Genomic DNA, 14,848 nt, shown 5'->3' on the forward strand with positions numbered 1-14,848 from the left:
CGATGTCACTCTTTTTTCGCAATTGAGAAATTGAGCTTCGCAGCTATGTCGTTTGGGAGAGCAACAGGTTGCATAGAAGCATTATCAAAATGGATTTGAATCCTGGGAGGAAACCATGAAATCCATCGTCAAAACCACCCTTGTTGCCTTGGCAATGAGCGCTGCCAGCGTCACCTATGCATCCGCTGCTGATATTGGTGCCTGTCTGATTACCAAGACCGACACCAACCCATTCTTCGTGAAAATGAAGGAAGGTGCGACGGCCAAGGCAAAAGAACTCGGCATTACCCTTAAAAGCTATGCTGGCAAGATCGATGGCGATTCCCAAAGCCAGGTTGCAGCGATTGAAACCTGCATCGCCGATGGTGCAAAAGGCATCCTGATCACCGCTTCCGACACCAAAGGCATCGTACCGGCCGTGACCATGGCCCGCGAAGCCGGCCTTCTGGTGATTGCGCTGGATACCCCGCTTGAGCCGATTGATGCGGCTGATGCAACCTTTGCTACCGACAACTTCCTTGCTGGCGAACTGATCGGCAAATGGGCTGCTGCTACGCTTGGTGACAAAGCCAAAGACGCCAAAATTGCATTGCTTGACCTTGCCGTTTCCCAGCCGTCCGTTGGCGTTCTGCGCGATCAGGGCTTCTTGCAAGGCTTCGGTATCGACCTCGGCGATCCAAACAAATGGGGTGATGAAACCGACGCGCGTATCGTTGGCCATGACGTGACCGCAGGCAACGAAGAAGGCGGCCGTAAGGCAATGGAAAACCTTCTGACCCAGGATCCGGAAATCAATGTGGTCTATACCATCAACGAACCAGCTGCTGCCGGTGCTTATGAAGCATTGAAAGCCCTTGGTCGTGAAAATGATGCCCTGATCGTGTCTGTTGATGGCGGCTGCCCAGGCGTTGCCAACGTCAAAGACGGTGTCATTGGCGCTACCTCCCAGCAATATCCTTTGCTTATGGCTTCCAAAGGCATTGAAGCGATTGCTGCATGGGCAAAAGACGGTACCAAACCTGCCAACACTCCGGGCAAAAACTTTTTTGATACCGGCGTGAACCTCGTCACCGACAAGCCTGCTGCTGGCGTTGAATCCATCGACGTCAAAGAAGGTACCGACCGGTGCTGGGGCTGATCTTTGAGGGATCATCCACTTTAATGTGAGACAAAACAGGGCGGCTTTCGCGTGCTGGAGGCCGCCCTTTTTATCGCACAGAACCGGGCTTTCGGGTATGGCCCGGTGGGAGGTATAGATGGCAGACACGGAAACAAAATCCAGCAAGATGCAGGATTTTGAACGGGTGCTGGAAGGCAGCGAAAAGGGCATCGCTTCCTTTGACAGCAACAAGAAAAGCGGCGTTGAGCGCATTCAGCAGATTCTGCACTCCAATCCGGCCTTCGTGCCGATGATCGTGCTGATCCTGTCGCTGCTGATCTTCGGGTTCATTTTGGGGTCGAAGCTCTTTTCACCCTTTGCGCTGACGCTGATCCTGCAGCAGGTGGCGATTGTCGGTATTCTGGGTGCCGCGCAGACGATGATCATTCTCACCGCCGGTATCGACCTGTCGGTTGGTGCGGTGATGGTGATGTCTTCGACCGTGATGGGGCAGGTCGCTTTCCGATATGGCATGCCGCCCGAATTGGCGGTGCTGGCCGGTTTCGCGGTTGGCGGATTTTGCGGTTTCATCAATGGTGTGCTGGTGGCTCGGGTCAAGTTGCCCCCCTTCATTGTCACACTGGGCATGTGGCAGATTGTGCTGGCGACCAACTTTCTCTATTCGGCAAACGAAACCATCCGCAGTCAGGAAATCGCGGCAGAAGCCCCCATTTTGCAGTTTTTTGGCGAGAAGATCATCATTGGCGGCGCTGTCTTCACCTATGGTGTGATTATGATGTTGGCGCTGGTCTTCATTCTGGCCTATGTGCTCAATTACACCGCATGGGGACGGCATGTTTATGCGCTCGGGGATGACCCGGATGCAGCAGAGCTGTCTGGTGTTCAGGTACAGAAAACTCTGATTTCGGTCTATGTGATCGGTGGCTTGATCTGTGCCTTGGCCGGTTGGGCGCTCATTGGCCGGTTGGGGTCGGTGTCGCCGACTGCTGGTCAGAATGCCAATATCGAATCCATCACGGCTGTGGTGATTGGCGGGATCTCGCTGTTTGGCGGGCGAGGCTCCATTCTGGGTATGTTGTTCGGTGCTTTGATCGTGGGCGTCTTCTCGCTCGGCTTGCGGCTGATCGGGACAGATCCGCAATGGACCTATCTGTTGATTGGCCTGTTGATCATCATCGCTGTTGCAATCGACCAATGGATCAGAAAGGTGGCGTCATGACCGGACCTGACTATGAAGCAGAACCGATCCTCACGGCGCGGGGTGTCACCAAGCGCTATGGTCGGGTGACCGCTCTTGATCGTGCGGATTTCGATCTCTATCCGGGCGAGATCCGTGCGGTGATCGGGGATAATGGCGCAGGCAAATCCACGCTTATCAAGGCGATTTCCGGTGCCTTGATACCAGATGCCGGGGAAATCCGGCTTTATGGGGAGAAGGTACAGTTCAACTCCCCGATGGCGGCGCGCAATGCGGGTATCGAGACAGTGTATCAGAATCTCGCTCTGTCTCCTGCCTTGTCGATCACCGACAACATGTTCATGGGGCGTGAAATTCGCAAGGAAGGGCCTTTGGGAACCTATTTCCGAATGCTCGACCGGGCGAAGATGGAAAAGATCGCGCGTGACAAGCTCACCGAGTTGGGCCTGTTGACCATTCAGAATATCAACCAGTCGGTTGAATCCCTGTCAGGTGGTCAGCGTCAGGGGGTTGCTGTGGCCCGTGCTGCGGCGTTTGGCTCTCGTGTGGTGATCATGGATGAACCGACAGCAGCGCTTGGGGTGAAAGAATCCCGTAAGGTGCTGGAGCTCATTCAGGATGTACGCTCACGCGGCCTGCCGATCATATTGATCTCACACAATATGCCTCACGTCTTCGAGGTTGCTGACCGCATTCACGTCCATCGTCTGGGGCGGCAGCTTTGTGTCATCGATCCCAAGGAATATTCCATGTCCGATGCGGTGGCTTTCATGACCGGGGCAAAAAAACCAGCAGAAGACAAGGCTTGATGCCTTTGTCGTGATGACTGGACATGGATAAGAAAACCGCGCCTTGCTGATTGCGAGGCGCGGTTTTCGTCTTTTTCTGCCATGGAAACTGTCGGGCCGTTCTAGGCGGCTGCGACCTTGTCGAGGAAATCGTCGATCACATCACGCATTTCGGTGGCGACATTGGCGACCGTGGTGGAGGCATTTTCCACTTGAAGCGCGGAATGGCGGGTTTCTTCGGTCGAATGGGCGACTTCGGAGATGTTGGTTACAATCTCGCGGGTGCCTTCGGCGGCCTGCTGAATATTGTGAGAAATCTCGTTGGTCGATGCATTCTGCTGCTGCACCGCTGCGCTGATGGCGGTGGTATATTCGCTGATTTCCGTCATCTTGGTGGCAATGGCGCGAATGGCTCCCACGGACGCGTCAGACGAGGACTGGATGGCCTGAATACGGCTGGCAATGTCCTCGGTCGCCTTGCCTGTCTGGGCCGCCAGATCCTTTACTTCAGCGGCGACAACGGCAAAGCCATGGCCCGCTTCTCCGGCCCGGGCTGCCTCGATGGTGGCGTTCAGTGCCAACAGATTGGTCTGTTCGGAAATGTCGCGGATGAGTGAAACAACCTCACCGATCTTTTCTGCCGCACTGGCAAGGCCTGCCACCTTGGCATCGGTTTCATTGGCTTCGATGGATGCGGCGCTGACCAGATCATTGGTCCGATGGACCTGCTCGCCAATCTCGGCGATGGACGATGTCATCTCGGTGCTGGCGGCAGCCATCATCTGGACATTTTCAGCGGAATGGCCAGATGCCTCATTGACCGAGTGGGCGCGTTCGGAAGTGGCCGTTGATTGGTCATTGAGGGCTGACGCCGACTGGTGCATCAGTTCCGCGCGGGTCGAGACGGTTTCAAGCGACTGCTGGATTTTCGAGCGGAAGTCATTGAGCAGTGCGTCAATGCGCATTTGCCGTTCGCGCTGCTGCTCAAAATGCTGCTCGCTCTCCCTTTCCAGTTTTTGCCGTTCAAGGGCATTGTCCTTGAAAATGGCGATGGCCTGGCTCATGGAGCCGATCTCGTCAGTGCGATCTCGGCCTGTTGCTTCGACCGTGAGGTCGTTCTTTGCCAGCCGCAGCATCACGGAGGTCAATTGATGCAGGGGCTTGGTGAGCAATTTGTTCAGCGCAATCGCCAAAACGGCAATGGTCAGCAAGAAGAAGAAGAGCTTCGAGCCCATACTCATCATTGAGGCGTCTTCGCGGGTCTCAATCAGGCTTGTATTGGCGGCGTTCAACTCGGCGGTATATTGCTTGGTCTGGTCGGCGACCTTCTCGCGTTCGGCTTGGCTGGCTTTCACCAGTGTTTCCCGCTCAGCATGCAGGCGCTCGTCAAGTTCCTTGATCAGCTTCTCTGACTTTGCGCGCAGAGCCAGCAACTCGTCATTGGCGACGGCGACTTCCAAAACCCCCCGAACCTTTTCCTTCGGATCATGGCAGCTTTGGCAGTCTTCGGCATTTTTCAGGATGAAGTAGGAATAGGTGATGGTGATTTCTTCGCCATCATCATTTTTCAGGCTTGATTCAAGACTCTCATGATTGGAATCCTTGGCCAGCGCCTGATCCAGCACTGCCTTGCGGTCGGTCGAGATCTTGACGGAGTCTTCTTCATCACGCAGCTCGAAAGCGTCTGACTCGACGAAGCGATTGACCTTCTGAATGGTCTTGTTGTCACGGAAAGCAAGTTCGCCATCTGCGCGCCAGAGATTGATGGCGGCGATCTGATCATTTTCCAGCAGGATATCCATCTGGTCGACGGCGGCTTCCGCGTCACCAGACATCATTGCCGAGCTGACCAGCGAGGCAATGGACAGCGAGATGCCATTGCGCGTGCCTTCCAGAAAGGCGGCCTTATGTTCGCTCTCGGCCGTCAATTTCTTGGTGGAAAGGGACTGCGACAGTTCCTGATGATTTTCCTTGGAAGCAAGCAAACCAGACATCAGTTCCTGAATTTGGTGATCCTTCTCCTCGACAATATCACGCATCTGGCCAGTGAGTGCTTCGGTGCGATCATAGACACTCTGGGTTATCGAGTGGGTCAGAAGCGTGTCCGCAACGAATGCGAAGGCGACAAGTGCGAAGATCGCGGCGATGATCTTTGCACTCAGGGACCTGAAATGTTTCATCATTTCTCGTTGTCTTTCTTGCCAGAACTTTGGGCAGGAACACTTGGTTCAGGTTCGATTTCCACCAGCTGAATGACGTGGCGCGGTTATTAAGTAATAGAGCAATAATTCGATAAAATTGCCTTAATTGCGTGCTCTTGCATCGTTTCAACGTGGATGAATGTGGGAAATCGGGCGATTTGCAACTTTAGTTTAAAAGGTTGTGTTTTTTCGCGGTGACGCACTATTAGGTGTTTGGCCGATGAGGATGTCTTGGGATCCTTGATCCATAAGGGGCGGACTTTCACGAAGTCGTTTTTGGACATCTGCATCAAAGGCGAAGCGTTTGGGGCACTTTGTGCTGGTCAGAGGGCGGTATCGGCGTGTAGTAATGTCGGGTCAGATATATGGAGGGACGCTCATGCATGTTGTTGATTTGAATGCGGATCTGGGGGAAAGCTTCGGCGCCTATACGATCGGCGATGATGGCGCGATGCTTGATATCATCAGTTCAGCCAATGTGGCTTGCGGCTTTCATGGCGGCGATGCCTTGGTCATGCATGACACTCTGGCCTTGGCCAAGGAAAAGGGCGTCGCCATTGGTGCTCATCCGGGCTTTCAGGATCTCTGGGGCTTTGGTCGCCGTCCCATTCAGGGCGAGAAACCTTCCGACATTGAAAAACAACTGGTCTATCAGCTTGGCGCAATCCTTGGGGTGGCCAAGGCCGTTGGCGTGAGCGTCGGGCATTTTAAGGTGCATGGGGCGCTGAATAATATGGCCTGCGTCGATGCAGACTTGGCGATGGCGACCGCACGGGCGCTGAAGTCGGTTGATCCGGATCTGATCTATCTGGTCATGCCGGGCAGCGAGATGGAAAAGGCCGGCGAAAAGCTGGGCCTTAACATTGCCCGCGAGATTTTTGCCGACCGGGCCTATGAGGATACGGGCATGCTGGTGTCACGCAAATTGCCCGGCGCGATGATTGAGGATACCGATGAAGCCGCACGGCGGATGGTGGATTTCGTTACCAACGGCATTGTCGAAAGCGTCAATGGCAAGCGCATGCCGGTGGCCATCGATTCCATTTGCGTTCACGGGGACAATCCCCATGCGGTGGCAACGGCACGCAAGGTGCGGGCGGCGCTGGAAGCGGCAGGGGTCACCATCCGGCCTATGGTTGAAAGCCTGAGGGCTGGTTGATGGCAGTGCAGTTCCTCGCCTCCGGCGATACCGGGCTGACAGTGCAGTTTGGCTTTGACGTTGATCGGGCTCTGAGTGCCCAGATCATGGCTTTGCGGGCGGCGGTGGATGATGCCGGTTTGGCTGGTGTGATCGAAACCGTTCCGACCTATCGCTCACTGCTGGTCCATTACAACCCTATGGAGACCTCGCAATCGAAATTGATTGCCGCTTTGAAGCCGATGATTGCCCAGCTGGATTCGGGCAAGAATGACAAAGCGCGGACCTTTTCCTTGCCGCTCTGCTGGGAAGGGGACTTTGCGACCGATCTCACCCATGTCGCCGATTTCGCCAAGATGAGCCCGGAAGAGGTGATTTCGGTGATCACCCAGACGGATTATTTCATCTATATGCTCGGTTTTGCGCCGGGGATGCCCTATATGGGCGATTTGCCCGAGGCGCTGAATATTCCGCGCAAAAAAGTACCGGTCAAGCGGGTGGAAAAAGGCTCTGTGATGGTCGCCACTGGCCTGACCGTCATCTATCCATCGGCCAATCCGACCGGCTGGCATGTGGTGGGGCGCTGCCCTGTGCCGGTTTTTGATCTCGGGCGGGCAGATCCGGTTCTGCTGTCGCCGGGGGATCGGGTGCGGTTCCGGGCGGTCGATGGGGCGGAATTTGCCGATATCGAAGGCCGAGTGGCCGACGGACGCTTTGATCTTGAGGAGTTGGCGGGATGACCAAAGCTGTGTTGGAAATCGTCAATCCGGGCATGATGGCCACCATCCAAGATTTCGGGCGCTTCGGCTATCAGGCCAAAGGGGTGCCGACCTCTGGCGCGCTAGATTTTGTCAATTTGCGCCTTGCCAATCGGCTGGTTGGCAATGAAGAGGGTCAAGGAGCGCTGGAATTCCGCATCATGGGGCCAACCATCCGGGTATTGGCGGATAGCGTGCGGATCGCTCTGACTGGTACCGAAGCCGTCATCGAGCTGATGGAGCCGGTGGCGAAGCGCGTGCCTTCTTATCAGTCCGTCACCTTGCAAAAAGGCGCTTTGTTTAAGGTCGGTGTGACGGCAGACACGGCGGTTGCCTATCTGGCGGTGGAGGGCGGCTTTGATGTGCCGGACGTCTATGCCAGCCAGTCAACCTACATGTCCGGCGGTTTTGGCGGGTTCGAAGGTCGAGCTTTGCAAGTCGGGGATCTCCTGCCGCTTGCACTTGCAAGTGTGCCGGATCGACACGAGCAGGTGTGTGATGCTCCCCTTTTGCTGGACAGCACCGACCCGATCCGGGTGGTGCCGGGGCCGCAAAAGGATTATTTCAGTAAGGCTGGCCTCAAGACCTTCTTCTCGGAAAGTTATGTGATTTCAGGCGATTCCAACCGCATGGGGTCGCGGCTCGAAGGGGCGCCGGTAGCGCATGAGAAGGGCGCGGATATCAATTCCGACGGCATTGTCACCGGAGCCATTCAGGTGCCGGGCAATGGCTTGCCGATTGTGCTGCTGGCCGATCATCAGACGACGGGTGGCTATCCGAAAATCGGCTGTGTCGCAAGCGCCGATTTGCCGCGCCTTGGTCGGATGAAGCCGGGCTGTGCATTGACTTTCAGCGCGGTGACGGTGGCGCAGGCGGAAAAAGCCCGCCGATTGCTTGAGCAACAGCTTGCCCAGTCCATCGCAGCTTTCAAGGCGGTGCCAAGTGAACAAGAGCAGTTCTGGAATCATCTGGCTGAATGCAATCTCATTGACGGGGTTGTGGGATCGTAGATTTGTTATTCTTACGTTCAAGTAATGCCCTTTGCATGTAAGTCTAACTGACGTAAGTCGGGCTGATGATACGTGTAATCAATCTATCTGGTGTGATGTTTTCACATTTGAGTGATTGTTTTCTCTTGCTTTTTCTCTCTCTTATACCAAGGGGCAGTCCTGCTCTAATTGTTAGGGCTGGAAATCACTTGCCTTGATCGATATGTTGCGGCCACTCAATTGGCAGGTTCGGTGAGTGGACCTTGCCGAACAATCGGTTCGATGAGCCGGAGGGAAGCATATGCAGATCTGCCGTAGCAAGGCTGAGATCAGAGCGCTTGTGCGCCAGTGGCGTCAAGCCGGGCAACTGGTGGGCCTTGTGCCGACCATGGGTTACCTGCATGAGGGGCATATGTCGCTTGTGCGGATGGCTGCGGACAAGGCGAACCGGGTGGTGGTGTCGATCTTTGTCAATCCGACCCAGTTTGGCCCGAATGAAGATCTCGACAGCTATCCCCGTGATGAAGCCCGTGATTTGGCCTTGCTGGAGGCTGAAGGGGTGGATGCGGTCCTGATGCCGGATGTCGCGGAGATGTATTCGACCATGGGGGACAGTCTGGTCGAGGTGCCCGGTCTGTCCAGCATCCTTCAGGGTGCATTGCGACCGGGGCATTTTCGCGGTGTTACGACGGTCGTCACCAAGCTGTTCAACATCGTCACCCCAGACATCGCAGTGTTTGGTGAGAAAGACTATCAGCAGCTGACGGTGATCCGGCAGATGGTGCGAGATCTCGATGTGCCGGTCGATATCATTGGTCACCCGACAGTGCGGGAGGATGATGGACTGGCCATGTCCTCGCGCAATGTTCGGCTGCTTCCATCCCATCGGGCACAGGCCGTGCTTTTGTCCAGATCATTGAAACGAGCCGCCGAGATGATGGCCGATGACCCAACGGTCGAAGAGCTGCAGGAGGCCATTCGCAAGGTGTTGGCCGAAGCCCCGGACGGGGTCGTCAAAAGCGTCGATATTCGCGATGCCCGCTCGTTGGACCCTTTGAAAGGGGCATTGAAGGGCGCTGCTGTCATTCTGCTTGCGGTGCAGTTCGGCTCGGTTCTGCTGATCGATCAACAGGTGGTTTACCCGGATTGAGCCGATGGCTCCCGTCCACCCAGTCAAAATTCCAAGAGGTTCTATCATGAGCGCGCAAAAACAGGTTCGCCGCATCACTGTGCCACAAATCGCGGCCCGCAAGGGTGGCGAGCCGATTGTTTCCCTCACGTCCTATCACGCCCATACGGCAGCGATTGTCGATCAATATGCCGATTTCATTCTGGTTGGCGATAGCCTCGGCATGGTGATGCATGGGATGGAATCGACCGTCGGTGTGTCGCTTGAGCTGATGATCATGCATGGCAAGGCAGTGGTGCGGGGCACTGAAAAGGCCCTTGTGGTGGTCGATATGCCATTCGGCTCCTATGAGGAAAGCCCGTCGGTGGCCTTTCGCAATGCGGCCCATATCATGAAGGAAACCCAGTGCGGGGCGGTGAAGCTGGAAGGTGGCAAGCGAATGGCGGAGACGATCCGGTTCCTGACAGAGCGCGGCATTCCGGTGATGGCCCATATCGGCCTGACGCCACAATCGGTCCACACGATGGGTGGCTTTAAGACCCAAGGGCGGCAGGAAGCGGAATGGGAACAGCATTTCGAGGATGCCCGTGCGGTGAGCGAAGCCGGGGCTTTCGCTCTGGTGCTCGAAGGTATGGTTGAGCCGCTGGCCGCCGAAATCACCCGTCGGGTGGCCATTCCAACCATTGGCATTGGTGCCTCGGCGGTGTGTGACGGGCAGATTTTGGTGCTGGAAGACATGCTCGGCTTCAATCCCAAGCCGCCGAAATTCGTCAAGGTCTATGGCAATCTCGGTGAGCAGATCGACCAAGCGGTCAAGAGCTATGCAGAAGAGGTGAAAAACCGCACCTTCCCAAGCGAGAGCCAGATTTATCGCTGAGGCTCGCGGAATTCTCATTTCGTCAACATGGCCTAGAGATTTCTCATTCGATTGCTGGTAAAGAGGGGCCAAAGCTGGTCCGTCCCATCTTGGAGACTGCGCCAAATTCAGCGCGATCCTGAGCCTGACGGACCTGAGACCCTAGAAAGACCAGCAACCGCTTGCATTTGCGCAGATGGTTGCCAAGAGGATGGAGTTTTCCATGAGCCAAGCTGAGTTCGTGATCCGCCGCCCAGACGACTGGCATCTGCATTTGCGCGATGGTGCCATGTTGAATGCTGTTCTGCCCCATACCAGCGCCAATTTCGCCCGTGCGATCATCATGCCCAATCTGGTGCCGCCAGTGGTCACCGTTGCCGATGCCACTGCTTACCGTGAGCGGATCATGGCGGCTTTGCCCGAAGGCCACCAGTTCGAGCCACTGATGACCCTTTATCTGACTGAAGCGACCGATCCGGCAGATGTGGAAGAGGGCGTGAAGCAAGGGCTGATCAAGGCGTTGAAGCTCTATCCTGCAGGGGCGACCACCAATTCGGACAGCGGCGTGCGGGTGATTGAAAAGATCTATCCGGTGCTTGAGAAAATGGCCGAGATCGGTGTGCCACTCTGCGTTCATGGGGAAGTGACGGACGCGGATATTGACATTTATGACCGTGAGGCGGTGTTTATCGAGCGCGTCCTGTCGCCAATCCGGGATCGCTTTCCGGATTTGCGCATCGTGATGGAGCATATCACCACGGAAGATGGGGTGGCGTTTGTCAATGAGGCGGGCGACAATATTGCGGCCACCATCACCACCCATCACCTGATCATCAACCGTAATGCCTATCTGGTCGGGGGCATCAAGCCGCATTATTATTGCCTGCCGGTGGCCAAGCGCGAGAAGCATCGTCTGGCCTTGCGGGCGGCGGCGACCTCGGGCCGTGCGAAATTCTTCCTTGGAACCGATTCCGCACCGCATCCGACCCATGCCAAGGAAAGCGCCTGCGGCTGCGCGGGCATTTACACCTCGATCAACACAATCAGCTGTCTTGCCCATGTGTTTGAGGAAGAGGGTGCACTCGACAAGCTCGAAGCCTTTGCTTCGCTCAATGGTCCGGCTTTCTATCGTCTGCCGGTCAATGAAGAGACCATCCGCCTTTACAAGAGCGATGCGCCGCTGGAACTGCCCAGCACGGTGGCAGTTCAGAGTGAGACCGTGACGGTGTTTGATCCCGGTTTCCCGCTTCATTGGCGGCATGAAGACATGCGCTAAGCCCTCTGAAGCAACGAAAAAAGCCCTGCCAACATCCGTCGGCAGGGCTTTTTCTTGATGGGGTCGTTTAGCGAGTCACATGGACCGCGCAGTTGGCGTGGCGGACGACACGGGCGGCAGTGGAGCCGAGGAAATAGTCCTGCAAACCCGGACGGTGAGAGGCGACCACGATCAGATCAATGTCATGATCGTCGGCATATTCGACGATGGCTGTGCCTGCATGTCCGTCAATGACGACGATTTCGGCATCGGGGAAAATGGTGGCCTTTTCCTTCAGATCATGCTTGATCTTGTCGCGGGCCTCGATGCGCACTTCCTTGGGGACCTGGGCTGCCACATAGGCTGGTACTGCGTCAAGCACATGGATCAGGGTGACCTTGCCGCCCTGATCAGCCAGCACTTTGGCTGCTGCCAAAGCGGCGGATGGATCATGGTCGGCGTCAAAGGCGACGGGAACCAGAATATTCTTGTACATCTATTCCTCCACTCTGTGGAACAATCACGCCCCGGCCGGGATCGCTGTTCCAACTTGTTTCATTCGGGCCGCTGCAGCATTGGCGTCCTCATACGCTGATGCTGTGAATTTCGGTGGGTCGGCATGCTGCCTTTTGTCAGGCAATTGGCCGAAAAGATCAGCTTTGTTTTGTTGCTAGCTGAGTTCGGCCCTTATCATATCATGAGCCTCGTCTTCCAACACATTATTTCGCTATATCAATTCGTTGGAGTGTGTTGATGCTCTGTGGGATGGTGGGATCTTTGGCGGATGAGAGGCTTTGAGTTGTCGGCCGGTTGTGCTTGACCGCGCGATCCGCTCGCAGAATTTTTTCACTGCGAGCGGGCTTGTCAGAGTCTCTTCTCCGGGATGGATCAGAGCACGGCCTCGAACAGGGCACGGACATTGCCCGCATTCAGTTCAATCGGGTTGCCGCCGCAGGACGGATCCTTCAGCGCGCCTTCAATCAGTTTATCGATATCCGGGTCGGTGACCCCAAGGCCGGCCATACGCTTTGGAATGTTGAAGCTGTCGTTGAATTCATCGACAAAGGCGCAGAAGCCATCAAAGCCACCGCTGAGGCCGAGATATTCGGTGACAATGTTGAAGCGGGCTTCAATGGCCGGGCGGTTAAATTGCAGCACTGCGGGCATGCAGACCGCGTTGGTGGTGCCGTGATGGGTGTGATACATGGCACCGAGCGGGTGGCTGAGCGCATGAATAGCGCCAAGTCCCTTCTGGAAGGCGGTGGCACCCATGGCGGCGGCGGACATCATGTGGGCGCGGGCCTCGATGTCAGAGCCGTCCTTATAGGCGCGGGGCAGGTTTTCGACCACTAGGCGCATGCCTTCAAGCGCAATGCCCTGGCTCATTGGATGATAGAAGGGTGAGGAGAAGGCTTCCACGCAATGGGCAAAGGCATCAAGGCCTGTACCTGCGGTGATGGCTGGCGGCATGCCGACCGTTAGCTCCGGGTCACAGATGACGATGCTTGGCAGGACCTTTGGATGGAAGATGATTTTCTTCTCGTGGGTCTGGGAATTGGTGATGACGCTGGCGCGGCCGACTTCTGAGCCCGTGCCTGCAGTGGTTGGTACGGCAACGATGGGCGCGATGGCGTCTGCATCGGCGCGGGTCCACCAGTCACCAATATCTTCAAAATCCCAGATCGGGCGGGTTTGGCCAGCCATGAAAGCGACCATTTTTGCCAGATCAAGGCCAGAGCCACCGCCAAAAGCGATGACGCCATCATGGCCACCGGCCTTATAGGCAGCGACACCGGCATCGAGATTGTTCTCGTTCGGGTTCGGGTCCACCTCGCTGAAGATGGCGCGGCCAAGGCCTGCGGCTTCCATCACATCGAGGGTGGACTGGGTGACAGGCAAAGCGGCAAGGCCCCGGTCGGTGACCAGCAGCGGCTTGGTGATGCCAGCCTGCGCACAGGCTGCGCCCAACTCCGCGATGCGACCCGCACCGAATTTGATGGCGGTTGGGTAATTCCAGTTTCCTACGAGATTCATTTGGTCACCTTCTTGAGATGATAAGATTTTGGACGGGTCAGATTGTGGAAGCCGATGACCGACAAACCACCGCCGCGACCAGTTTGTTTGCAGCCGGTCCAGCAGAGGCCCGGATCGAGATAGTCGGCGCGATTCATGAACACGGTGCCGGTTTCGATCTGGTCACCAACCGCAATGGCGCGGTCGACATCTTGGGTCCAGAGGCTGGCGGTGAGGCCGAAGTCGCTGTCATTCATCAGGGCGATGGCTTCTGCATCATCCTTGACCTTCATGATGCCGACGACCGGGCCGAAGCTTTCCTCGCGCATCACTCGCATGTCATGGGTGACATTGGTCAGGATTTGCGGGGTCAAATATGCGCCGCCGTCATCTTCAGCAAAGGTGTCGATATGGGCGACGGCTCCGGCCTTAAGGGCCTCGGCGATCTGGGCACGGACTTCGTCGGCAAAGCGCACATTGGCCATCGGGCCCATGGTGGTTTCCGCGTCGAGCGGGTTGCCCAGCTTGTAGCCTTTGACAATGGCAATGGCTTTCTCAAGGAAAGCATCATAGAGGCTCTCATGGACATAGATCCGCTCGATGCCACAGCAACATTGGCCGGAATTGAACATGGCGCCATCGATCAGGGTGTCGACGGCGGCGTCCAGATCCGCATCTTCCATCACATAGCCCGGATCCTTGCCGCCAAGCTCGGTGCCAACACCGGTAAAGGTGCCCGCGGCCGCCTGTTCCATCGCCACGCCACCGCCAACGGAGCCGGTGAAATTGATGAAATCGAAGCTGTTGTCGGCGATCAGGGCCGAGGTGGTGCCATGATCAAGGAAGAGATTCTGGAACACATCTTCCGGCACGCCAGCTGCATGGAAGGCTTCGGCCATGCGCTCACCGACCAGCAGGGTCTGGGTGGCATGTTTCAGCATCACTGTGTTGCCTGCGATCAGTGCCGGAGCAACCGTGTTGATGGCGGTCATGAAAGGATAGTTCCAAGGGGCGACCACAAAGACCACGCCTTGGGGGATGCGCTTGATGAAGCGTTTGAAGGTGGCATCTTCGCCCACTTCGATATCGGCCAGCGACTCTTCGGCAATCTTGGCCATGTGCGAGGCGCGCTCGTTGAAGCCTCCAAATTCGCCGCCATAGCGCACTGGACGACCCATCATTTTGGCCAGTTCTGGCACGATGGTGTCATTCATCTCGCCCACTTTGGCAACGCCCGCCATGACAAGCGCGATGCGTTCGCTCAATGGGCGCGCGGCCCATGCGGTTTGGGCTGTGCGGGCCTTGTTGACGGCCTCTTTTGCTGCCTCGAGCGACAGGGCCGGTCTTTCGGCAAAGACCGATCCGTCGATTGGCGAGATACAGGTCAGCATCTTCATTCTTTA

Annotated in this window: 13 protein-coding genes; 9 read left to right on the forward strand and 4 right to left on the reverse strand. The window is 56.4% G+C overall.

The features are described from left to right. Positions 1–115 precede the first annotated feature (115 nt). The 3 genes from DSD30_RS16070 to DSD30_RS16080 all read left to right on the forward strand — a co-directional run bounded on the left by DSD30_RS16070 (position 116) and on the right by DSD30_RS16080 (position 3,127). On the forward strand, positions 116–1,138 hold the full coding sequence (locus DSD30_RS16070; RefSeq protein ID WP_114010729.1) for a sugar ABC transporter substrate-binding protein: 1,023 nt from the start codon (positions 116–118) through the stop codon (positions 1,136–1,138). A 118-nt stretch (positions 1,139–1,256) separates the two neighbouring features. Further along, complete coding sequence (locus tag DSD30_RS16075) at positions 1,257–2,339, forward strand: ABC transporter permease (RefSeq protein ID WP_114010730.1); 1,083 nt, start codon at positions 1,257–1,259, stop codon at positions 2,337–2,339. Beyond that, positions 2,315–3,127, forward strand: a complete 813-nt coding sequence (locus tag DSD30_RS16080; protein ID WP_245418507.1) for an ATP-binding cassette domain-containing protein — start codon at positions 2,315–2,317, stop codon at positions 3,125–3,127. The genes DSD30_RS16075 and DSD30_RS16080 overlap by 25 nt, the downstream gene beginning before the upstream one ends. Positions 3,128–3,228: 101 nt before the next feature. Here the strand turns inward: DSD30_RS16080 and DSD30_RS21985 are convergent, their stop codons facing one another. Next, positions 3,229–5,289, reverse strand: coding sequence for a methyl-accepting chemotaxis protein (locus DSD30_RS21985; protein ID WP_114010731.1), 2,061 nt, complete (start codon positions 5,287–5,289; stop codon positions 3,229–3,231). A 397-nt stretch (positions 5,290–5,686) separates the two neighbouring features. Between DSD30_RS21985 and DSD30_RS16090 the strand changes: the two genes are divergently transcribed. The 6 genes from DSD30_RS16090 (at position 5,687) to pyrC (ending at position 11,453) form a co-directional block, all read left to right on the forward strand. Beyond that, positions 5,687–6,466: a LamB/YcsF family protein gene (locus DSD30_RS16090; RefSeq protein WP_114010732.1), complete on the forward strand. Its 780-nt coding sequence runs from the start codon at positions 5,687–5,689 to the stop codon at positions 6,464–6,466. Beyond that, on the forward strand, positions 6,466–7,185 hold the full coding sequence (gene pxpB, locus DSD30_RS16095; protein ID WP_114010733.1) for a 5-oxoprolinase subunit PxpB: 720 nt from the start codon (positions 6,466–6,468) through the stop codon (positions 7,183–7,185). The genes DSD30_RS16090 and pxpB overlap by 1 nt, the downstream gene beginning before the upstream one ends. Next, positions 7,182–8,213 (forward strand): 5-oxoprolinase subunit C family protein, encoded by a 1,032-nt coding sequence (locus DSD30_RS16100; protein ID WP_114010734.1) that lies wholly within the window; start codon positions 7,182–7,184, stop codon positions 8,211–8,213. Before pxpB ends, DSD30_RS16100 begins: the two co-directional genes overlap by 4 nt. A gap of 280 nt (positions 8,214–8,493) precedes the next feature. Continuing rightward, on the forward strand, positions 8,494–9,342 hold the full coding sequence (gene panC, locus DSD30_RS16105) for a pantoate--beta-alanine ligase (protein ID WP_114010735.1): 849 nt from the start codon (positions 8,494–8,496) through the stop codon (positions 9,340–9,342). Between the two features lie 46 nt (positions 9,343–9,388). Next, the gene (panB, locus tag DSD30_RS16110) at positions 9,389–10,198 is read left to right on the forward strand and encodes a 3-methyl-2-oxobutanoate hydroxymethyltransferase (RefSeq protein WP_114010736.1); all 810 of its coding nucleotides are present in this window, start codon (positions 9,389–9,391) and stop codon (positions 10,196–10,198) included. A gap of 202 nt (positions 10,199–10,400) precedes the next feature. After that, the gene (gene pyrC / locus DSD30_RS16115; protein ID WP_114010863.1) at positions 10,401–11,453 is read left to right on the forward strand and encodes a dihydroorotase; all 1,053 of its coding nucleotides are present in this window, start codon (positions 10,401–10,403) and stop codon (positions 11,451–11,453) included. A gap of 67 nt (positions 11,454–11,520) precedes the next feature. On the opposite strand, the gene DSD30_RS16120 is transcribed toward pyrC, so the two are convergent. From DSD30_RS16120 to DSD30_RS16130, 3 genes are all read right to left on the reverse strand, one after another. Then, complete coding sequence (locus DSD30_RS16120) at positions 11,521–11,928, reverse strand: universal stress protein (protein WP_114010737.1); 408 nt, start codon at positions 11,926–11,928, stop codon at positions 11,521–11,523. 392 nt (positions 11,929–12,320) lie between these two features. After that, positions 12,321–13,466, reverse strand: coding sequence for an iron-containing alcohol dehydrogenase (locus DSD30_RS16125; protein WP_114010738.1), 1,146 nt, complete (start codon positions 13,464–13,466; stop codon positions 12,321–12,323). After that, positions 13,463–14,842, reverse strand: coding sequence for an aldehyde dehydrogenase family protein (locus tag DSD30_RS16130; RefSeq protein WP_114010739.1), 1,380 nt, complete (start codon positions 14,840–14,842; stop codon positions 13,463–13,465). Before DSD30_RS16130 ends, DSD30_RS16125 begins: the two co-directional genes overlap by 4 nt. Between the last annotated feature and the right edge of the window lie 6 nt (positions 14,843–14,848).

The organism is Cohaesibacter intestini (genome assembly GCF_003324485.1).
In the GTDB taxonomy this organism is placed as follows: Bacteria; Pseudomonadota; Alphaproteobacteria; order Rhizobiales; family Cohaesibacteraceae; genus Cohaesibacter; species Cohaesibacter intestini.